We start from the raw sequence: 19,044 nt of genomic DNA, 5'->3' as shown, positions 1-19,044 counted from the left end.
CTGGGTCGGTGGTTCGGTTTCAGGTGGTGTTCGTGGAGTGGGCGGCTGTGATGCGAAGTTGTTCGGTCATGGTGTGGCGGCTGGTTCCGCGGGTTTTGACGGCGTGGCAGTTCGGGCACAGGGCGATCATCTGCTCGGGGTGGTCTCGGCCTCCTGCGGCGAGGCCTTCGATGTGGTCGATCTCCAGGACGGGGGTGCCGCGGTCGGTGACGTCAGGGGCGGGGGCGCCGCAGAATTCGCAGTGGCCGGCGCTGCGTTCGAGGACGGCCTGGCGGGCGGGGTCCAGTCTGACCGGCTCGTTTCGGAGTTGGGTTCTGCGCAGGCCACGCCGCTCTCTGGCCTCGGCGAGGCGGCACAGGCGGGCGTAGGAATCGCTGTCGGCGACAGGGCTGGGGGCGTTATCGATTCCGGCTGCCGAAAGGAGTGCTTCGTACTCTTCCAGCGGTAGTTCGAACTTCTCCTGCAAGGCGTCGAGGACTTCGAACCGAGCGGTGGCGGATGCCCGGACGAGGGTGTGGCATGCGGTCGGCAGTCCTCCGAGGGGCTGGTGGGAAGCGAACCAGTCTTCGGGGTGTCCGTGTGCGGTCGGCACCACGCCGTCGAACCCTTGAAGATCCCATAGGCCGGCTTGGTAGAGCGCCGCGACCGGGTGGGCGGGGTTCGGACGGTCGCTCTCGCCGTCGCGTTTGTGCTCCTTCAGCAGGGGGTGGAGGAGGTCTCGGGTCTGTGCCCAGGGTTCCAGGCGGGGGTGCCCTTCGACGGCTCGTCCGATGGCCCAGGCCAGGACGACGGCCTGCTTGAGCATCGGGCCGCTTTTGACACAGTTCGGTTTCAGGCCGCGGATCGGTGCGAAAGGCCCCAGAGGGATGGGGTCGGCGCTTCGGTCGATCACGGTGAATCCCAGTGCCCGCAGCACGCCGACCACATGGCTTTCTCCGCCGGAGAACTCGGAAGCCCGGAGGGGGGCGGTGCCGGGAAGGTAGCCGTGTGCCGCTCCGGCGATGGCCTTCGAGTCGTACTCGCGGCCCTCATGGCGGACGAAGAACTTCCGGGCTCGGTGGAATCCGTATTTGGCGAGGAACGCCTCACGCCCGAGGTCATCGAACTCGAGGAGGGCCGAGTGCACTGCGGCGGCGGTCAGGTCCATGCAGACACTTTGACATTAAGCAACGATAAATCACCCGTTGTCTGCCTGATCGCATCGCCGTCCAGCGGGATCCACCGGGTCGAGGACTTCGCGAGCGAGAGTAGGAGGCCGTGAAACCGGCCAGGGCAAGGTGAAACCGACCTGAAGCCAAGGTGAAGGCGGGAGCGCGGAAGCTCTTCTTGTCGCCGGGAGGTGCCCGGCGGGGAGAGGGGGCGCGTTATGGCGGATCTCAGTGCCGTCCGGGCTGACGGGTTGGTCAAGACGTTCGGGGACTTTCGGGCCGTGGACGGGGTCGATCTTGAGGTGCGGCGGGGGGAGATCTTCGGGGTTCTGGGGCCTAACGGGGCGGGGAAGACGACCACTCTGAAGATGCTCGCCACCTTGCTTCCCATCGATGGGGGGCGGGCGGAGGTCTTCGGGGTGGATGTTCGGCGGGAGCCGCATCGGATTCGGCAGCTGGTGGGGGTGACGGGGCAGTACGCGTCGGTGGACGAGGATCTGACGGGGCGGGAGAACCTTTGGTTGTTCGCTCGGCTGCAGGGGTTGTCCAGTGGGCGGGCGAAGGGCGTCGCAGGAGAGCTGCTGGAGCGGTTCGGGCTGCTGGAGGCGGCCGACCGGCCGTTGTCGCAGTTCAGCGGGGGGATGCGGAGGAGGCTGGACCTGGCGTCGAGCCTGATCACGCGGCCGCCGTTGATCTTCTTGGACGAGCCCACGACGGGGCTCGACCCGCGGACGCGAGGGCAGATGTGGGACACGATCCGGGAGCTGGTCACCGAGGGGTCCACGATCCTGCTCACCACGCAGTACCTCGACGAGGCCGACCAGCTCGCCGACCGGGTGGCGGTGATCGACCGGGGGCGGAAGGTCGCCGAGGACACTCCCGACGCGTTGAAGACGCAGGTGGGTGACTCGACGCTGCAGCTCGGGCTCGCGGACGCCGGGGACATCGCCGCGGCGGCGAGCGTCGTGCGGCGGTCGTTGGGTGAGGAACCGGTCCTCACCCCGGAGGCGGGGCGCATGAACGTCTCCCTCCCCGACCCGAACCGGGCCGCGGAGGTGCTGATCGGGCTGCGGGAGGCGGGGATAGGCATCGCCTCGGTGAGCGTCGCCAAGCCGACGCTGGACGAGGTGTTCCTGGCGCTGACCGGACACGGCGCCGACGACGAATCCAAGAACGAACCCGAGATGGAGGCGGTCCGATGACCACCCTGGCCCCGACCGTACCCGGCAGCCGGCGCGTCGACCCGGCCGCCGCGGTCGCCCGTACGGCGTCCCGCAGCTCGCTGCGGGAGACCCAGACCCAGGTCCTGGCGATGGCGTGGCGGGCGTTGAAGAAGATGCGGCGCAAGCCGGAGCAGTTCTTCGACGTCGTCATCCAGCCGCTGCTGTTCACGGGGATGTTCGCGTTCATCTTCGGCGGCGCGATCTCCGGCAGCGTCTCGGACTACCTTCCGGTCCTGATCCCCGGCATCCTCGCGCAGACGGCGCTGACCGTCTGCATGGCGACCGGTGTCCAGCTGCGCGAGGACATGGACAAGGGGGTCTTCGACCGGTTCAAGTCGCTGCCGATCGCGCGGATCGCCCCGCTGGCGGGGCCGATGGTCGCCGACCTGATCCGGTACGCCCTCGCGTCGGTGCTGACGCTCCTCACCGGGCTGGCCATCGGGTACCGGCCCGGCGGGGGTGTGCTCGGCTGCGTCGGCGGCGTGGTGCTGACCGTGGTCGCGGGCTGGTCGCTGGCGTGGATCTTCACCTGGCTGGGCACGATGGCGCGGTCGGCGCAGAGCGTGCAGGGCATCTCGATGATGATCATGTTCCCGCTCACCTTCCTGTCCAACGCCTTCGTGCCGGCCGAGACGCTGCCCGGCTGGCTGCAGGCGTTCGTGAAGGTCAACCCGGTGTCGCACGTCGTCTCCGCGGTGCGGGACCTGTTCAACGACGGGAAGGTGACGGCCGAGGTCGGCTGGGCGGTCGCCGGCTGCGTGGTCGTCGTCGCGGTGTTCGCCCCGCTGGCGGTCCGCTCCTACTCGCGCAAGATGTAGCGCCCGTCGGACCGCCCGAACCAGGCGGTCGTCAGACCACCCGGGCCAGGACGGCGCGGGCCTCGGCGAGCAGGTCGGGCCCGCGCCGTTCGCCGTATCCGGCCTCGATCCGGGCCATGGCGCCGGGGGCGACGCGTTCGGCGTGGGCGCACAGCGTCGGCCACTGCATCGTCAGGACGAACCGGTTGTAGGCGAAGCGCTCGGCGAGCACGAGCAGCCGGACGGCGTCCTCGACGGGCAGCGCCTCCTTCAGCAGGCCCCAGATGCCCAGTCCGACGAGCGCCATTCCCGCCACCGGGAAGTCCCTGAAGGGGGTGTCCATGTCGAACAGGGCCGGGATCTCGGCCCGCAGCGACGCGAAGAGGTCCGCGCCCTCGGCGCCCTCGCCGTACTGCGCGAACGCCGAGAGGGCGATGGCCTCGCCCACGACGGTCCACGGGGTGAGGTTGTCCGGCGCGCCCGGGATGCGCAGGTTCCTTAGTGTCCGAGCCCCCTCGCGGTACTGCCGCAGGCCCTCGGCGATGTCGCCGTCGACGAGCGCCAGCTGGGCCCGGCAGGCCGCCACCGAAAGGGCCTCACTGTAGGAGCCCTGCGGGGCCAGCCTCTCCAGCTCTTCGAGCAGCCGCGCGGCGTCGTCACGGCGGCCTTCGACGAGCGCCGCCGTGGAGAGGACGGCACGGGTCTGGACGGCGTCGTCCACCGCCCCGAGGCGGTCGAGTACCGGGAGCGCCTCGGCGGCGTGCGCGCGGGCCGCCGCGAAGTCGCCCACCTGCGCGTACAGTCCGATCAGCTGGGTGTGCAGTATCGCGCGATGCCAGGGGCCGCCTTCCTCGCCGATGAGTTCGAGGGAGGTGCGTGCCGCTTCGATCGCGCCGGCGTGGTCGCCGGCGTTCTCCCGACCGTGGCTCAGCCAGTGCAGTCCGATCGCGCGGATCAGGGGGTCGGTCGCGGCGGCCAGCGTCTCGATGCCGTGCTCGGGGTCGGACGCCATGGCGAGCAGCGAGGTCACCAGGGCCCGGACCGCCGGGTTCGGCGAGTCGGCGCCCAGCTCGGCCAGCGACCCCACCAGGACCTCGGCTCCGTCGAGGGAGACGACGATGGCGTTGATCAGCGCGATGCCCAGGGCCGTCCGGGTGCGGTCGAGGAGCCGGGGCGGCGGCGTCCAGCCGGTCAGGGCCTGCGCGATCACCGGGATGAGAACGGCGCTGCGCGTGTGGTCCCCGCAGACCGACCAGTAGCCGCCCAGCGCCGCAAACAGCACCACCACCGCTTCCGGGTCGGGTTCGGCGAGGAGCTCGCGCAGGACGTCGGCGAGGTTCGTCTCCTCCAGGCGCAGCCGGTCCATCGCGTCGACCTGCTCCGGCGAGTACAGCCGGGTGCCGTGCCGGTCGGCGTGGCCGACGGCCCAGGCGCGTACGGCGGCGCGGGCCTCGGCCGTCTCGCCGGCCGCCTCCAGCCGCATCCGGCCGAACTCGCGCACCGTCTCCAGCATGCGGTACCGGACGTCTCCGGCCGTCTCCGCGACGGTGAGGAGGGACTGCTCCACCAGTTCCTCGATGTCGCCGAGGGCGCCGTCACCGAGTACCTCTTCGGCCGCGTCGAGGGCGAAACCGTCGGGGAAGGCCGAGAGGCGACGCAGGGCGCGGCGTTCCCGCTCGCCGAGGAGGTTCCAGGACCAGTCGATCACCGCCAGCAGCGTCTGGTGCCGGGACGGGGCGCTGCGGTCGCCGCCGCGCAGCAGCGCGAACCTGTCCTCCAGGCGGCGGGCGATCTCGGCCGGAGACATCACCCGCACCTTCGCGGCGGCCAGTTCGATCGCGAGCGGCAGGCCGTCCAGACGGGCCACGAGAGCGCGGACGTCCTCCTCGTCGAGGCGCACACCGGGCCGGGCCGCGGTCGCGCGGTCGCGGAACAGCGCGACGGCGTCGCCGGTGCCCAGTTGCGGCAGCGGGTAGACGCGTTCGGCGGAGATCGCCAGCGGGGAGCGGGTCGTGGTGAGGACGCGCAGCTCCCGCGTGGTGGCGGCGAGCTGGGCGACGAGGTCGGCGACCGCCCCCACGAGGTGCTCGCAGTTGTCGAGCACCAGCAGGGTCGGGGCCAGGTCGAGCTGCTGGGCGATCCGGGTGCGGACGTCGGCGCGCTGCCGGGGGGTGAGGGCGTGGCGTCCGGCCACCGAGTCGCGGACGCCGAGCGCCGACCCGATCTCGCCGACCAGGTCCTCGGGCGCCGTCACGCCGACCAGTTCGACGAAGTGCACGACCGGCTGCGGGGCCTCGCGGGCGACGGCGTGGGCGAGCCTCGTCTTGCCGAGCCCGCCGGGGCCGAGGATCGAGACGACCCTGGACGTGGTGAGCAGTGCCCGCACCCGCCGGAGGTCGTCGTCGCGGCCGAGCAGCGGCGTCGCGTCGAACCGCACGCCGGCGCGTACGGGGCTGTCGAGCGCCAGCAGTTCGCGGTGGATCCGCCGCAGTTCGGGGCCGACGTCGGCACCGATCCTCTCGCGCAGGTCCGATCGGTGGTCCTCGAAGCGCTCCAGCGCGGCGCCCGTCCCGCGCACCGCCGCCTCGCTGTGCAGGAGATCGGCGAGCAGGCCCTCGTCCTCGGGGTGTTCGCGCGCGGCTTCTTCGAGCCCGGGCAGCGCGGCTTCGTGGTCGCCGCCGCGGCTCCGGGCGCGGGCGAGCACGGCCCGCGCGGACGCCAGGTCGTGTTCCGCGCGGCGGCGCACCTCGGACAGCGGGCCGTCGTCCTCGGGAGGCAGCGCTCCGGCGCCCAGCACGAGGGCCTCCTGCGCCGCCGCGGCCGCTGCGGCCGGGTCTTCGGCGAGCAGTGCCCGCGCCCGGTCCGCCAGGGTGTGCAGCCGGTCGGCGTCGACCCCGTCGGACGGGACGTCGAGCCGGTAGCCGCCGCCTTCGGTGACCAGCGCCTCCGCCCCCACGACCGCTCTGGTGCGCGACACCAGGACCTGCAGTGCCTTCGCCGGGTTGGCCGGTTCGTCCTCGCCCCACACCTGTGCGACGAGCCGTTCGGCGGTCACGGCGCGGCGGGAGAGCGCGAGGGCGGCGAGCAGCGTCCGCGCCCGCTCGCCGACCACCGGCCGACCCCGCCACCGCACGCCGTCGAGCAGGCTCAGATCGATCGGCATGGCCCTGAGTCTAGACTCCTCGGCGACATTTCCCGCTTCCCGCCTTTACCTAGTAAGGTGCACCGTGCGCCCGGACGCCGGTTAGCCGGTTTTCACGTAGGGGATTACTCCGATCACCCAAAGTGGTGATCTTGGAGGCGTGATGCGGCCGTTGAGACCCGATCTCTCACTGGTGGCCGTCGCCGTGGGGCTGCTGCTGGCGGTGGTGCTGTGGGGGGCGGTCTTCACCGAGTCGCTCACCAGGGCCGGGGACGCGGCGCTCGGGTGGGTGGTGGCCGGCTTCGGGTGGCTGTTCGTGGTCGCCGCCGACCTCTTCCTGGTCCTGGCCGTCGTGCTCGCGCTCAGCAGGTTCGGCCGGATCCGCCTCGGCCGGGACGACGACGTCCCGGAATTCAGCAACCTTTCCTGGACCGCGATGATGTTCAGCGCCGGGATGGGCATCGGGCTGATGTTCTACGGCGTCGCCGAACCCATGACGCACCTGCTCGACCCGCCTCCGGATCTGGGCATCACGGCGGGCTCGCCTCAGGCCGCGCGGACCGCGATGGAGTACTCGCTGTTCCACTGGACCCTGCACCCCTGGGCCATCTACGCGGTCACCGGCATGGCCCTGGCCTACTCCACCTTCCGGATGGGGCGGGGCAACCGGTTCAGCGAGGCGTTCACCCCGCTGTTCGGCGGGCGGCCCAGGCCCCTCGTGGGGCGGCTGCTGGACCTGCTGGCCATCCTGGCCACGGCCTTCGGCACCGCGACCAGCCTGGGCCTGGGGTCGCTCCAGGTGGAGTACGCCCTCAACGAGCTGTTCGGGATCAGCGGACGGCGGCTGGAGGTGACCGTCATCGTCGTGCTGACCGCCGCGTTCGTCCTCTCGGCGGCCTCCGGGGTGAACCGCGGCGTGCGGATCCTCAGCACCCTCAACGTCTACCTGGCCGTTCTGCTGGCCGCGTTCATCTTCGTCTTCGGCCCGACCGTGGCGATCCTCGACCTGGTCCCCGCCTCGCTCGGCGGCTACCTGAACGACCTGATCCCGATGGCCTCGCGGACGGGCGCGTTCATCGACAAGGAGTGGCTCGGCCAGTGGACCCTCTTCTACTGGGCGTGGTGGATGTCCTGGGCCCCGTTCGTGGGCGCCTTCATCGCCCGGATCTCCCGGGGCCGCACGATCCGCGAGTTCGTCGTCGGCGTGCTGCTCATCCCCTCCGGCGCCAGCCTGCTCTGGTTCTCGATCAGCGGCGGCAGCGCCGTGTGGCTGCAGCTGTCGGGCGCGGCGGACTTCTCCGCGAAGCTCGCCGAAGGCACCGAGGCGGCGATGTTCGCGCTCCTCGACGACCTGCCGCTCAGCGCGCTCACCACCGCGGTCGCGGCGGTCCTGGTGGCGCTCTACTTCGTCACCGGCGCGGACTCGGCCTCCCTGGTGCTCGGCTCGCTCTCCACCCGGGGCTCCCTCCATCCCGCCCGGCCCCTGGTGGTGATGTGGGGCGTGCTGATCGGGCTGGTCGCACTGGTGCTGCTGCTGGCCGGCGGGCTGGAGGCGCTGCAGCAGGCGACGATCCTCATCGCGCTGCCGTTCGCGGTCGTCATGCTCATGCTCTGCGTGGCGCTGGTGAAGGAACTGCGCGAGGACCCCGGCGCGGGGCCGCTCCCCCGCCGCCGTCCGCGCGGCCTGCCGGACGCCCTCCGCCGCGTCAGCGGGGAGGACGACACCCGGTGATCTCCCGTCCCCGACGGGACACCGATCACCTCCCGGACGGACATCGCGTCCCTACCGTGGGACGGCATGGAGATCGATTTCGAAGAGCTGCACGAGGCGTGCGGCGCGATGATCAGCGGCGACCACGAGCAGGCGCGGAGCGACCTCGGAAGGCTGCTGTCCGCCGCGGGCGAACGCGGCCCCCGCTGGACGGAGGCTCTGCTGCACGCCCTGCTCGCCGACGTCTGCGGCCGCCTCGGGGACGTCGCGGGCGGAATCGCGCACCTGCGGGCGGCGGTCGCGCTCGGCTGGAACGACTGCGTCGCGGCCGTCGCGGAACCGGGCCTGGCGGCGCTGGCGATGACACCGGAATACCGCGACGTCTACCGACAGATCACCGTGTCTCCGGCCGACCTGGAGGAGTTGCGGTGGATCCACGCCGAACGCTCGGCCGTCGACCACGACACCAGCATGATCATCGCTGAGAACGTCGGCCGGAAGGACGGTTCGCCGACCGAGGTCCCGCAGGCCCTCCTGCCCACCCGTACGCCCGACGGCCTCGGCGTGCCCGCCGCCCGCGCGCTGCTGCGGCTGCGCCAGCGCGGCCAGCTGCACGCCGTGCTGGTCTCCGACCGGTTGCGCAGCTCCCACCTCGGCTCGATGGCGGTGATCAACAATATCGGCGGGTCGGGGTTCGGCTTCGGCGGATCGGGCTTCGGTTCTCCGATGATGGAGGCGGCCACCTCCCAGGCCCTCGCGTCCTCCCGCGCCGCGTCGCGCCGGGAGGCGGTCCGCGCCCGCGCCTTCTGCCCCACGATCGGCCTGTCGACGCTCCCCGCCCCCGCCCCCGGCCTCACCTGACCGCCGGCGCCGCCCTTCACAGGCGGCGGCACTGCCCTTCCTTGTCGCCGTCGACGCGGTTGGCGCCGCCGCGGACCTTCAGGCGGTTGCTCTTGCACTGGAGGTTGCCGTCGACGACGTTGCGCTGGACGAACTGGCGGGCGCCGTTGCCGAAGAGCTGGATGTCGCCGTTCACCACCGTGCGGACGATGTGCGCCTGACCGCCGCGTTCGAGCTGGATGTTGCCGTCGACGGAAGAGCGGGCGCCGGAGCGGGGGCGGACGTCGACGCGCCGGTGTCCGGACGCCTGGATGTTCCCTTCGACACGGAGGCCCCGCGCGACGAGCGTCGCGTTCCGGTGGACCTTCACATCACCGTCGACACGGGTTCCGAGGAGGCGGCAGGTCGCGCCGCGGGGGACCTGCACGTTGCCGTCGATGAAGCGGGCGCCGATCGTGCCGCGGCAGGTGACGTCGTCGTCGGCCGCCGCGGGAGCGGCGACGATGAGCGGAGCGGCGAGCGCCAGGGGGGCCAGGAACAGGAACTTTTTCATGCCCCCACCTTCGGCACGGGGGGTGAGCCGCGCATGAGCGCATCATGAGGAGGTTCTCATCCGGGACGGAGAACCGGTCGCGGCGCCCTCTGGATAATCCGCGGGGGAAGGGGCAGGATATCCATCCTGAGAAACAGTGTTCTCCTCAGGGAAACGAGGATCGTGTGGTCTCGTGGGTGATGGCGGTGCTGGGCGGGTGCATGCTCGTGCTGGCCGGGGTGGCGCTGGGGCGGGGCAGGGCGGCGGGGGCGGTCGCGCCGCTGGTGGCGGTGATCTGCCTGGGGCTGGCCTACGACAACCTCGCCGTGGCCGCGGGGCGGGTGCTGGGATTCGGCGGGACGCTGGAGGCGGTGAGCGCGCCCCGGTTCTGGATCCACGCACTGCTCACGCCGCTGCTCATCGTCGCGGGCGGGTCGATGGCGGCGCGGCTCGGGGTGAGGTGGGCGGCCTCGCGGGTCGCCGTCGTCGGCGGCGGGGTCCTGGTGGCCGTGCTGGTCGCGATCGGGGTCTTCGAGGACGTCGTCGAGCTGGAGCTGGCGCCCGCAAAGTACGCGGACCTGGTGCGTTACACCAATGAGGGCGCGGCGGGGCCGCCGATCCCCGCCATCGTCACGATCCTCGTGCTGCTCGCGCTCGGCGTCGCGATCTGGCGGACCGCCGGGAGCCCCTGGTTGTGCCTCGGGGCGGTCGCCATGTTCGCGGCCGCCGCCCTCGGGGGCTCGCGCCCGTGGCTGGGGAACCTGGGCGAGCTGGCCCTTCAGGCGGCGGTCGTGGCGACGCTGGTGGCGGCGGCCCGGGCGGTCAGTCCTCCAGCTCGGGTGAGCGGTGGTAGGACGTGATGCCGGCGGCGTCCCAGCGCGCGGTGTGGGCGCGGAGGCGGGTGACGTAGGAGGGCCAGTCCTTGGGGGCGGGGGACCAGGCGACCTCGGCCAGGCCGGGGAGGCGGGGGTAGAGCATGTGGTCGAGGTCGTCGGGGGTGGTGAGGGTCTCGGTCCACAGGGGTGCCTCGACTCCGACGACGCGCGCGCCGGGGACGAGGGACTCGGGGTCCCACTCGTAGCTCTGGCGGACGCCCACGGTGCCCGCCCACCTGAGGCCGAGAGCGGTGTCATCGTCGTACTTCATGTCCAGGTACGCACGGTTCGCCGGGGACATGATGAGCGGGAGGCCGCGGGAGGCGGCGGCTGCCAGGGGCTCGGGGACGGGCTCGTGGGTGGGGCGCCAGTACTGCAGGTGGGTGCCTTCGGGAAGGTCGGGGGCGGCCGCGGCCTCCTGCCAGGCGACGACGGTCCTGTCGTGGCGGACGGCCAGGGGGAGGGTGCGCGTCATGAAGGCGGCGTAGTCCTCGGCGGTGGTCTGGAGGGCTTCGTCTCCGCCGACGTGCAGGTAGGGGCCGGGGGTGAGCGCGGCCAGCTCGGTGAAGACCGCGTCCAGGAAGTCGTAGGTGGCGGGATTGTGGATGGCCAGCTGGCTGAAGCCCACGTCGATGCCGCGGTAGAGCTCCGGCGTGACGCCCTCGGGCGCCAGGTGGGGGTAGCTGGCCATGGCGGCCTGGGTGTGGCCGGGAAGGTCGATCTCGGGCACGACGGTCATGTGGTGCGCGGCGGCGTAGGCGACGATCTCGGTGAAGTCGGCACGGGTGAAGTGGCCGCCGTCCCCCTCCCCCACCTGCGAGGTGGCACCGTGCTCGGTGAGGCGCGGATGGGAGGGGATCTCCAGGCGCCAGCCCTGGTCGTCGGTGAGATGCAGGTGCAGGATGTTGAACTTGTAGGGGACGGCGCGGTCGATGAAGCGCTTGACGGCGGCGACGTCGAAGAAGTGGCGGGCCACGTCGAGCATCACCCCCCGCCAGCGGAAGCGCGGCGTGTCGGTGATGGAGACGCACGGGACGCGCCACGGGCCGGGGAGCGGGGCCGGGGACTCGATCTCGGCGGGCAGGAGCTGGCGCAGGGTCTGCACGCCGCGGAACAGCCCCTCCTCGGTGCGGGCGCGGAGCCGGACGGCCTCGGCGGTGACGTCCAGCCGGTAGCCCTCCTCCCCCAGGTCCGCCGGGCCGTCCAGGGTGAGCGCGAGCGCGCCCTCGCGGGCGGACGGCGGCGCGTGGCCGGCGGCGCGGCGCAGGAGGGCGGCCAGGAAGCGGGTGGCGTGGCACTCCGGACCGCTCAGCGCGGTGTCGGCGGTGAGCTCGAAGACGCCGTCGTGGACGGCCAGGACACGGGGAGCCGGAATCAGCGCGGGGATCACGCGTCCCATAATAGGCAAGTTTCTTAACAGTTCCAGTGGTTCAGGGAAGCGGGACCTCCGTCACCGGGACCGGCACCCGGGACGGCGACGGCGGCGCGTCCTCCGCGAGCGCCACCACCAGCCCCAGCGCCAGCGCCGCGACCACCACCATCAGCGCGATGGCCGGCCCCACCCGCGCCGGCCGGCCCGCGTCGACGAGCGGATCCTCCGCGGACGGCGCGGCCTCGGACGATGCGTCCACGGGCGGTGCGGCCCCGGACGACGCGTCCGCAGGCGGAGCGTCCGCGGTCGGCGCGGCCGCGGTGCCCTCGGCGGGCCGGATGTCCGCCACCCGGTCGGAGACCGTCTCCGGGACCTCCTCCGCGACCGGGGCCGCAGCGGAGGCGGGCTGGGACGAGAGGGAAACGGGCTCGGACGAGGGGACGGGGACCGCCACGGGAGCGGGCAGCGGCTCCTCCGGGTCGCGCCCGACCAGCCGCAGCATCAGCTCCGGAGCCGAAGGCCGCTCCTGCGGCGCCTTGCTCAGCGCCGCGCGGACGAGCCGCCGCAGCACCCCCTCCTCCAGCCCGTCGAGGTCGGGTTCGTCCTGCACCACCCGGCGCGCCACGTCCAGCGCCTGCCCCTCGCCGAAGGCCTGGCGCCCGGTGCCCGCGTAGGCCATGAGCAGCCCCCAGGCGAAGACGTCGGCGGCGGGCGACGCGCTGCCGCCCACCAGCACCTCGGGCGCCATCCAGCCCGGCGTCCCCAGCACCGTGCCGGTCGTGGTCCAGGACGTGTCGGCGTCCAGGGCGCGCGCGATGCCGAAGTCGATGACCCGCGGCCCCGAGAGGGTCAGCACCACGTTGGACGGCTTGAGGTCGCGGTGCACCAGGTCCGCCTCGTGGATGGCCGCCAGCGCCGTGGCCACCCCCAGCGCCACGCCGTGCAGGTCCGAGGCGGGCAGCGGCCCGCTCTCGTGCACCCGCCGGGCCAGGGGGACGCCGCCGACGTACTCGCTGACCATGTACGGCAGGCCCGCCGGGTGGAGCGCCTCGTCCTCGCCGTGCCCCAGGATCCGCGCGGTGCAGAAGGAGGCGACCCGCCCGGCCAGCGCCACCTCGTGGGCGAACCGGGCGCGGAAGGCCTTGTCCTCGGCCAGCCGGGGATGGATGGTCTTCACCGCCACCCGCCCGCCTTCGGCGTCCTCGGCGAGGTAGACCGCGCCCATCCCGCCCGAGCCGATGCGGCCCAGCAGCGGGAGGCCGCCGACCACCGCGGGATCCTCCACCGTCAGCGGTCGTATGCCAGCCGGCAGCGTCTTTTGCACCTGCACCCGTTCCGTCGTCCGAGATCATGCGGGGTCAAGGGTGCCCTATCCACCTCTTCGGGGTGGTCTGTGCAACCGAATCGTCATCCCGCCGTGGCCGACCGGTAGGCCCGCGAGTTGGAGCGCGCGAAACAAACACGTCACCGGGACGTAGCCTCCCGTGCGATCTCGTTTCCTAACCTAGAGACATCTCCGCTCAGCGGGGTCGCACGGACCACAGCGCCGATCGTCGTCGGCTCCTCCTCGACGGACGACGGCCGGCGCGGGAACCGTGCGGCGGACCGGCGGTCCGCGTGCAAGAGCCCCAGGGGTGGGAGGTCCTGGCACGCGGACCCCGGCAACACGCGAAAGGCCCGGGTCAACGGCGACCCGGGCCTTCGACATGTCACCTCACGTGGAGACGTGTCACTTCACATAGACCTGCCAGCCGATCGGCACCATGTCGAACAGCTTCAGGTCGGTGCCGAACGGCAGCCGGGCGCAGCCGTGGGAGTCGGGGTAGAGCGGCACGTTCGCCGAACCGTGCAGCGCGTAGCCCCCGTAGAAGTAGATGGGGTTGTACAGCGTGCCCAGGCGCGCCACCCGCACGCCCCTGATCTTGCGCTGGACCCGGAAGTTGCCGCGCGGCGTGCGCGAGACCGCACCGTCCTCGTACCGGCCGCTGCCGGTGGAGGTGTGGCTGATCAGGGCGATCTCGCCCTTCTTGTAGACCACGACGAGCTGCCGCCCGATGAGGATCTCGACCCGGTTGGCCTTCCGCAGCCTCCTGGGCGTGACGGACCTGGGCGTCTCCGGGTCCTTCAGCGCGGCCCAGGTCTTCTTGCCGACGAGGCCCGAGGCCTTCACCGGCACCTTGTTCACCTTCTGGAACGCCCAGACGGCGGCCCTGGTCGTCGAGCCGTAGCGCCCGTCGGCCTTGCCCGGGTCGTAGCGCAGCTCCTTCAGCCGGAGCTGCAGCCGCTTGACCGCCGCCCCCTTGCTGCCCGTCTTCAGATTCGGCTCGCCCGCCGCCGCCCGCGCCGCCTCGGGCGCGGCGGCGGCCGGCGCCGCGGAGGCGCCCTCCGCCAGCGGCACCAGGACGAGCGAGCCGGCGAGCAACGCCGCCCCCAGCGTGACTTTCTTCACTTGTCTACCCCAAGGATGATTGGTCCGATTTAAGAAACACGACCACATCGCGGCGAAGAGTGTCAACGGTCGAGTCCACCCCGTGACTTGACAACTCTCCGTTACCGCTCGGATATATTGCTTTTGACCGTGACTAAGCGACCATAGAAGTATGTTCGGCAACAACATCTACCAGAGCGACAATGCGGCCCTGGTAGGCAACTCCCCCCAACAGGTGCACGAACGGTTGTGGCTGGAGGGAAGGGAGCGCCGGTGGAAAGCCCGGGCGCGGAACGCGGCCATCCTCCTCGCCCTGGCCTGGTGGCTCACCAACCCCGTCATCGCCGTCGTCGCCGGACTGGTCTACCTCGCCGCGGACCTGCTGTTCGAAGCCCAGCGGCGGCTGACCACCCGGGTGTGGCGGCGGGGCGAGAGCGGGGCGGCGCACACCGCGCGCCTCCTCAGGCTCCTGGAGTTGCGGGGCTACACCGTGCTGCACCGGCGGGTGGTCCCCGGCTACGGCCCCTTCCCCCACCTCGTGGTCGGGGACGGGCGGATCTGGCTGGTGGAGAACCAGGTGTACTCCCCCGAGGACACCCTGCTGTCGGTGAAGGGGCGGCTGTTCGTCGGCAAGGAGTCCCGCGCCCATGTGATCGCCGGGCTGGAGAAGCTCGCGCAGAGCGTCTCCGAGACGCTCTCCAGCGACCTCGGGCTGCCGGTCAAGGCGTCCATCATCGTCGCGATCCACGGCGGGCAGCCGAAGGACACCCGGATGACGGCGGGCGGCGTCATCCTGATGCGCCCCTGGCGCATCCCGAGCTGGATCCACCGCCGCTCCCGCGGGTCCGGCGCGGCGAGCGTCCAGGAGCTCACCGCCCGTGTGCTGCGCCTCTACGGGCCCAGCCTCCAAGGGCTCCGCGGCGAACTGGACTGAGACGCCAAGAGGGCCGCCCGGAACACCCGGACGGCCCCCTTCACCGAACGTGTCAGCCCGCGGCCGCGTCCTTCGCGCGGGCGCGCAGCGCCCTCGCCACGCCGTCACGGCCCTCCGACAGCAGCCGGAGCAGCGCCGACGGCGGCTTCTCCGCCTCGATGTAGGCGTCGGTGCGGTCGATCGTCGCCTGCGAGATGTTGAGGAACGGGTACGCGACCTCGGCGAACGTCTGCGACATGTCGCTGCTCCACTCGCGCCACACCCGGCCGACCTCGGCGAAGTACTCCTCGGTGTAGGGCTCCAGCAGCTCGGCCTGGTCGGGCTCCACGAACCCGCCCAGCGTCGCGCGGAACACCGCGTTCGGCAGGTCGCCGGCGATGACGCGGTCCCACGCCGCCCGCTTGGCCTCGGGCGTGGGGATCGCGGCGCGGCACGCGGCGGCGTGGCGCTCGCCCGCCGCCGTGGCGTCCCGCCGGTGCTCGGCCTCGATCTCGGCCTCGCCCGCCCGGCCGCGCACGACCAGCCGCCGCAGCAGCGTCCAGCGCAGGTCGGTGTCGACCTTCAGGCCCTCCAGCTCCGTCGTGCCGTCCAGCAGGCCCTTGACGAAGTCCAGGTGCGGGCCGGCGACGGCCGCGCCGGTGAAGGCCTGCACGTAGTTGAGCTGGAAGTCCGAACCCGGCTCGGCCGCCCGCGCCAGCTCGAACAGCCCGTCGGCCATGAGCCGCAGGCCGCTCTCCCGCCAGGCGGGGTCGGCGTACTGGCCCAGGGCGGTGCGGGCCTGGCGCAGCAGCGTCTGGGCGACCGTGATGTCGCTGACGCCGCCGATGCCCGACAGCACCAGCTTCACGTAGTCGCGGGTGGCCATCTCCGCGTCGCGACACATGTCCCAGGCCGCCGACCAGCACAGCGCCCGCGGCAGGCTCTCCTTGATCTGGCCGATCGAGGAGACCAGGGTGTTCAGCGAGTGCTCGTCCAGCCGGACCTTGGCGTAGGTGAGGTCGTCGTCGTTGACCAGCACCAGGTCGGGACGGCGCTCGCCGACCAGCTCGGGCACCTCGGTGCGCGCGCCGACGACGTCGAGCTCCACGCGCTTGCGGCGCACCAGCCCTTCGTCCGTGCGGTCGTACAGGCCGATCGCCAGCCGGTGCGAGCGCAGCGTCGGGTACTCCGGCACCGCCTCCTGGAGCACCGCGAAGCTCGTGAACGCGCCCGAGGCGTCCACCTCGTAGGCCGGGCGGAGCGTGTTGACCTGGGAGGTCTCCAGCCACTCCTTGGACCAGGACGTCAGCTCGCGGCCGGAGGTCTCCTCCAGCGCGTCCAGCAGGTCCGCCAGGACGGTGTTGCCCCACGCGTGCCGCTGGAAGTAGCGGCGCACGCCCTCCAGGAAGTTCTCCAGCCCGACGTAGGCGACGAGCTGCTTGAGGACGGACGCGCCCTTGGCGTAGGTGATGCCGTCGAAGTTGACCTCCACCGCCCGGATGTCGGGGATGTCGGCGGCGATCGGGTGCGTGGACGGCAGCTGGTCCTGCCGGTACGCCCAGGCCTTCTCCATGTTGGCGAAGGTCGTCCAGGCGGTCTTCCAGCGGGTCGCCTCGGCCTGGCACAGCACCGACATGTAGGTGGCGAAAGACTCGTTCAGCCACAGGTCGTCCCACCAGCGCATGGTGACGAGGTCGCCGAACCACATGTGCGCCATCTCGTGCAGAATCGTCTCGGCGCGGCGCTCGTAGGCGGCGTCCGTCACGCGCGACCGGAAGACGTAGTCCTCCAGGAACGTCACGCAGCCCGCGTTCTCCATGGCGCCGGCGTTGAACTCCGGCACGAACAGCTGGTCGTACTTGCCGAAGGGGTACGGATAGTCGAAGACCCGCTCGAAGTACTCGAAGCCCTGCTTGGTGACCTCGAAGATGGCGTCGGCGTCCAGGAACTCCGCCAGGGAGGCGCGGCAGTAGATGCCCAGCGGGATGCGCCCGCCGTCGTAGGAGTCGCGCACCACGTGGTACGGGCCGGCGACGAGCGCGGTGATGTAGGTGGAGATCTTCTCGGTCGCCGGGAAGCGCCAGACGCCGCCGTCCTGCTCGGGGGCGGTGTTGGAGATGACCTGCCACGCCTGCGGCGCCGTCACGGTGAAGGCGTGCGCGGCCTTCAGGTCGGGCTGGTCGAAGCACGCGAACATGCGGTGCGCGTCGGCCGTCTCGAACTGGGTGTAGAGGTAGACGCCGCCGTCGACGGGGTCGACCATCCGGTGCAGGCCCTCGCCCGAGCGCGAGTAGAGGATGTCGGCCCTGACGACCAGCTCGTTGTCCTCGGCCAGGGCGGGCAGCGGGAGCCTGCCCTTCTCGGCGTCGTAGGTGGAGGGGTCGAGCGGCGTCCCGTTCAGCACGGCCTCGGTGACGACCGCGTCGTGCAGGTCGATGAAGGTGGACGCGCCGGCCTCGGCGCCGAACCGCACGGTCGTGACCGAGCCGAAGCGCTCGGTTCCGGTGGAGACCGCACCCTCGCCGTTCCCGGCGGTGATGTCCAGCTCCACCTCATACGACTCGACGGTCAGCAGCCGGGCCCTTTCCCGCGCTTCGTCGCGCGTGAGGTTGCCTGCCACAAGCCCTCCCGAAATCTGTCTGGTAGCTCTCTGGATCTTTTCACGTCTACCCGGCCCGCGGGAATTCACCGCTCGTTCTCCCGCGTTGTGCGCAGGGAGAACAACCTTCGCGAGGAGTTTCGGCTTGTCTGAGAACGAGAAAGTACCGGTCGACTTCTGGTTCGACCCGATGTGTCCGTGGGCCTGGATCACGTCGCGGTGGATCCACGAGGTCGCGGAGCTGCGGCCGATCGAGCCGCGCTGGCACGTGATGTCCCTCGCGGTGCTCAACGAGGGGCGCGAGCTGCCCGAGCAGTACGTCGAGATGATGAAGAAGGCGTGGGGCCCGGTGCGGGTCGCGATCGCCGCGGAGCAGAAGTACGGCGCGCAGGTTCTCGGCCGCCTCTACACCGAGCTCGGCACGCGGATCCACGACGGGGGCCGCGGGATCGGCGACGAGGTCGTCGCCGAGGCGCTGGAGGCCGCGGGCCTGGACCCGGCGCTGATCGAGGCGGCGGGCGACGCGCAGTACGACGAGGCGCTGCGCGCCTCCCACCAGGTGGGCATCGACAAGGTGGGCCAGGACGTCGGCACGCCGGTCATCGAGGTCGAGGGCGTCGCCTTCTTCGGCCCGGTGGTCACCCCGATCCCGCGGGGCGAGGACGCTGCCCGACTCTGGGATGGTGTGCGCCTTGTGGCCGGTACGCCCGGTTTCTTTGAGCTCAAGCGCTCCCGAGACGTTTCACCCAGTTTCGAGTAGTCACCCGGCGGGTACCGCCGGTCCATGGCCCAGCAGATGCGGATCACCCCGGGGGTGGCGATGCGGGTGCGGGACGTCTCCCGTCCCCGGACCGGCCGGTCCCCCGCCGAACCGGCCGAGGGGGCCGCGGCCGCCGGGCCGGAGCGGGAGGCCGAGACGCCGAAGACGCCGCCGATGTCCCCCAGGGAGGAGCGGCGGCGTCTTCGCAGACTCCGTAAACGAGGCGGGCAGGGCTAGGGCAGCGGCGGCAGCTCGCCGGTGGTCTCGTAGGCGCTGAGCATGTCGATCCGGCGGGTGTGGCGGGACTCCTGGGAGTACGGGGTGGCCAGGAAGACCTCCACGAACCGCGTGGCCTCCGCCAGCGAGTGCTGGCGCGCCCCGATGCTGATGACGTTGGCGTCGTTGTGCTCGCGCGCCAGCGACGCGGTGGCCTCGTTCCACACCAGCGCGGCCCGCACGCCCTTGACCTTGTTGGCGGCGATGGCCTCGCCGTTGCCCGAACCGCCCAGCACGATGCCCAGCGAACCGGGGTCGGCCGCGACGGCCTCGGCGGCGCGCAGCACGAACGGCGGGTAGTCGTCGAGGGCGTCGTATACCGACGGTCCGGCGTCGACGGGCTCGTGGCCGGCCGCCTTGAGCCACCCGACCAGGTGCTCCTTCAGCTCGTAGCCGGCGTGGTCGGATCCCAGGTGAACTCGCATGGG

The 19,044-nt window shown here is 71.8% G+C and carries 16 protein-coding genes; 8 read left to right on the top strand and 8 right to left on the bottom strand.

Annotated elements, in window-relative coordinates:
• Window positions 1–19: 19 nt before the first annotated feature.
• Window positions 20–1,147, bottom strand: a complete 1,128-nt coding sequence (locus tag ABD140_RS10895) for an HNH endonuclease (RefSeq protein ID WP_344239498.1) — start codon at window positions 1,145–1,147, stop codon at window positions 20–22.
• Between the two features lie 219 nt (window positions 1,148–1,366).
• On the opposite strand from ABD140_RS10895, the gene ABD140_RS10890 reads away from it, so the two are divergent.
• Window positions 1,367–2,350 carry an ATP-binding cassette domain-containing protein gene (locus ABD140_RS10890; protein WP_344239496.1) on the top strand — a complete coding sequence of 328 codons (984 nt, stop codon included), beginning with the start codon at window positions 1,367–1,369 and terminating at the stop codon, window positions 2,348–2,350.
• Window positions 2,347–3,189, top strand: a complete 843-nt coding sequence (locus ABD140_RS10885) for an ABC transporter permease (protein ID WP_344239494.1) — start codon at window positions 2,347–2,349, stop codon at window positions 3,187–3,189. Before ABD140_RS10890 ends, ABD140_RS10885 begins: the two co-directional genes overlap by 4 nt.
• Window positions 3,190–3,220: 31 nt before the next feature.
• Here ABD140_RS10885 and ABD140_RS10880 read toward each other — a convergent pair whose 3' ends face one another.
• Window positions 3,221–6,331 (bottom strand): ATP-binding protein, encoded by a 3,111-nt coding sequence (locus tag ABD140_RS10880; protein WP_344239492.1) that lies wholly within the window; start codon window positions 6,329–6,331, stop codon window positions 3,221–3,223.
• A gap of 142 nt (window positions 6,332–6,473) precedes the next feature.
• On the opposite strand from ABD140_RS10880, the gene ABD140_RS10875 reads away from it, so the two are divergent.
• Window positions 6,474–8,042, top strand: a complete 1,569-nt coding sequence (locus ABD140_RS10875; protein ID WP_344239490.1) for a BCCT family transporter — start codon at window positions 6,474–6,476, stop codon at window positions 8,040–8,042.
• Between the two features lie 66 nt (window positions 8,043–8,108).
• Window positions 8,109–8,882: a hypothetical protein gene (locus ABD140_RS10870; RefSeq protein ID WP_344239488.1), complete on the top strand. Its 774-nt coding sequence runs from the start codon at window positions 8,109–8,111 to the stop codon at window positions 8,880–8,882.
• 16 nt (window positions 8,883–8,898) lie between these two features.
• Here ABD140_RS10870 and ABD140_RS10865 read toward each other — a convergent pair whose 3' ends face one another.
• The gene (locus ABD140_RS10865; protein WP_344239486.1) at window positions 8,899–9,414 is read right to left on the bottom strand and encodes a bactofilin family protein; all 516 of its coding nucleotides are present in this window, start codon (window positions 9,412–9,414) and stop codon (window positions 8,899–8,901) included.
• A 164-nt stretch (window positions 9,415–9,578) separates the two neighbouring features.
• On the opposite strand from ABD140_RS10865, the gene ABD140_RS10860 reads away from it, so the two are divergent.
• On the top strand, window positions 9,579–10,253 hold the full coding sequence (locus ABD140_RS10860; RefSeq protein WP_344239484.1) for a hypothetical protein: 675 nt from the start codon (window positions 9,579–9,581) through the stop codon (window positions 10,251–10,253).
• Here the strand turns inward: ABD140_RS10860 and ABD140_RS10855 are convergent.
• The 3 genes from ABD140_RS10855 to ABD140_RS10845 all read right to left on the bottom strand — a co-directional run bounded on the left by ABD140_RS10855 (window position 10,216) and on the right by ABD140_RS10845 (window position 14,089).
• The gene (locus ABD140_RS10855) at window positions 10,216–11,658 is read right to left on the bottom strand and encodes a beta-N-acetylhexosaminidase (RefSeq protein ID WP_344239482.1); all 1,443 of its coding nucleotides are present in this window, start codon (window positions 11,656–11,658) and stop codon (window positions 10,216–10,218) included. The two genes, ABD140_RS10860 and ABD140_RS10855, sit on opposite strands and share 38 nt — an antisense overlap.
• 40 nt (window positions 11,659–11,698) lie before the next feature.
• Window positions 11,699–12,925, bottom strand: a complete 1,227-nt coding sequence (locus ABD140_RS10850; RefSeq protein WP_344239480.1) for a serine/threonine-protein kinase — start codon at window positions 12,923–12,925, stop codon at window positions 11,699–11,701.
• A 444-nt stretch (window positions 12,926–13,369) separates the two neighbouring features.
• Window positions 13,370–14,089, bottom strand: coding sequence for a L,D-transpeptidase family protein (locus ABD140_RS10845; RefSeq protein ID WP_344239478.1), 720 nt, complete (start codon window positions 14,087–14,089; stop codon window positions 13,370–13,372).
• A gap of 151 nt (window positions 14,090–14,240) precedes the next feature.
• On the opposite strand from ABD140_RS10845, the gene ABD140_RS10840 reads away from it, so the two are divergent.
• Entirely contained in the window at window positions 14,241–15,002 is a 762-nt protein-coding gene (locus ABD140_RS10840) for a hypothetical protein (RefSeq protein ID WP_344239476.1), read from the top strand.
• Window positions 15,003–15,054: 52 nt separating this feature from the next.
• Here ABD140_RS10840 and pepN read toward each other — a convergent pair whose 3' ends face one another.
• Window positions 15,055–17,601, bottom strand: a complete 2,547-nt coding sequence (gene pepN, locus ABD140_RS10835; RefSeq protein ID WP_344239474.1) for an aminopeptidase N — start codon at window positions 17,599–17,601, stop codon at window positions 15,055–15,057.
• Between the two features lie 124 nt (window positions 17,602–17,725).
• Here pepN and ABD140_RS10830 point away from each other — a divergent pair, with 124 nt between their 5' ends.
• Together ABD140_RS10830 and ABD140_RS10825 are read left to right on the top strand one after the other, a co-directional pair.
• A complete protein-coding gene (locus ABD140_RS10830) occupies window positions 17,726–18,340 on the top strand; it encodes a mycothiol-dependent nitroreductase Rv2466c family protein (RefSeq protein WP_344239470.1) in 615 nt (204 codons plus the stop codon).
• A gap of 24 nt (window positions 18,341–18,364) precedes the next feature.
• Entirely contained in the window at window positions 18,365–18,577 is a 213-nt protein-coding gene (locus ABD140_RS10825; RefSeq protein ID WP_344239468.1) for a hypothetical protein, read from the top strand.
• On the opposite strand, the gene ABD140_RS10820 is transcribed toward ABD140_RS10825, so the two are convergent.
• Complete coding sequence (locus tag ABD140_RS10820) at window positions 18,574–19,041, bottom strand: ribose-5-phosphate isomerase (protein ID WP_344239466.1); 468 nt, start codon at window positions 19,039–19,041, stop codon at window positions 18,574–18,576. The two genes, ABD140_RS10825 and ABD140_RS10820, sit on opposite strands and share 4 nt — an antisense overlap.
• Between the last annotated feature and the right edge of the window lie 3 nt (window positions 19,042–19,044).

Source organism: Actinocorallia libanotica (genome assembly GCF_039525175.1).
Classification (GTDB): Bacteria; Actinomycetota; Actinomycetes; order Streptosporangiales; family Streptosporangiaceae; genus Actinocorallia; species Actinocorallia libanotica.
The sequence above is the reverse complement of the archived record's forward strand: the minus strand, read 5'-3'. Positions and strand labels throughout refer to the sequence as shown.

Coding starts and splice junctions, on each gene's coding strand:
- ABD140_RS10865 (WP_344239486.1), bottom strand. CDS start 9,414: ATGAAAAAGTTCCTGTTCCTGGCCCCCCTGGCGCTCGCCGCTCCGCTC.
- ABD140_RS10890 (WP_344239496.1), top strand. CDS start 1,367: ATGGCGGATCTCAGTGCCGTCCGGGCTGACGGGTTGGTCAAGACGTTC.
- ABD140_RS10825 (WP_344239468.1), top strand. CDS start 18,365: ATGGCCCAGCAGATGCGGATCACCCCGGGGGTGGCGATGCGGGTGCGG.
- ABD140_RS10870 (WP_344239488.1), top strand. CDS start 8,109: ATGGAGATCGATTTCGAAGAGCTGCACGAGGCGTGCGGCGCGATGATC.
- ABD140_RS10840 (WP_344239476.1), top strand. CDS start 14,241: ATGTTCGGCAACAACATCTACCAGAGCGACAATGCGGCCCTGGTAGGC.
- ABD140_RS10885 (WP_344239494.1), top strand. CDS start 2,347: ATGACCACCCTGGCCCCGACCGTACCCGGCAGCCGGCGCGTCGACCCG.
- ABD140_RS10895 (WP_344239498.1), bottom strand. CDS start 1,147: ATGGACCTGACCGCCGCCGCAGTGCACTCGGCCCTCCTCGAGTTCGAT.
- ABD140_RS10880 (WP_344239492.1), bottom strand. CDS start 6,331: ATGCCGATCGATCTGAGCCTGCTCGACGGCGTGCGGTGGCGGGGTCGG.
- ABD140_RS10875 (WP_344239490.1), top strand. CDS start 6,474: ATGCGGCCGTTGAGACCCGATCTCTCACTGGTGGCCGTCGCCGTGGGG.
- ABD140_RS10820 (WP_344239466.1), bottom strand. CDS start 19,041: ATGCGAGTTCACCTGGGATCCGACCACGCCGGCTACGAGCTGAAGGAG.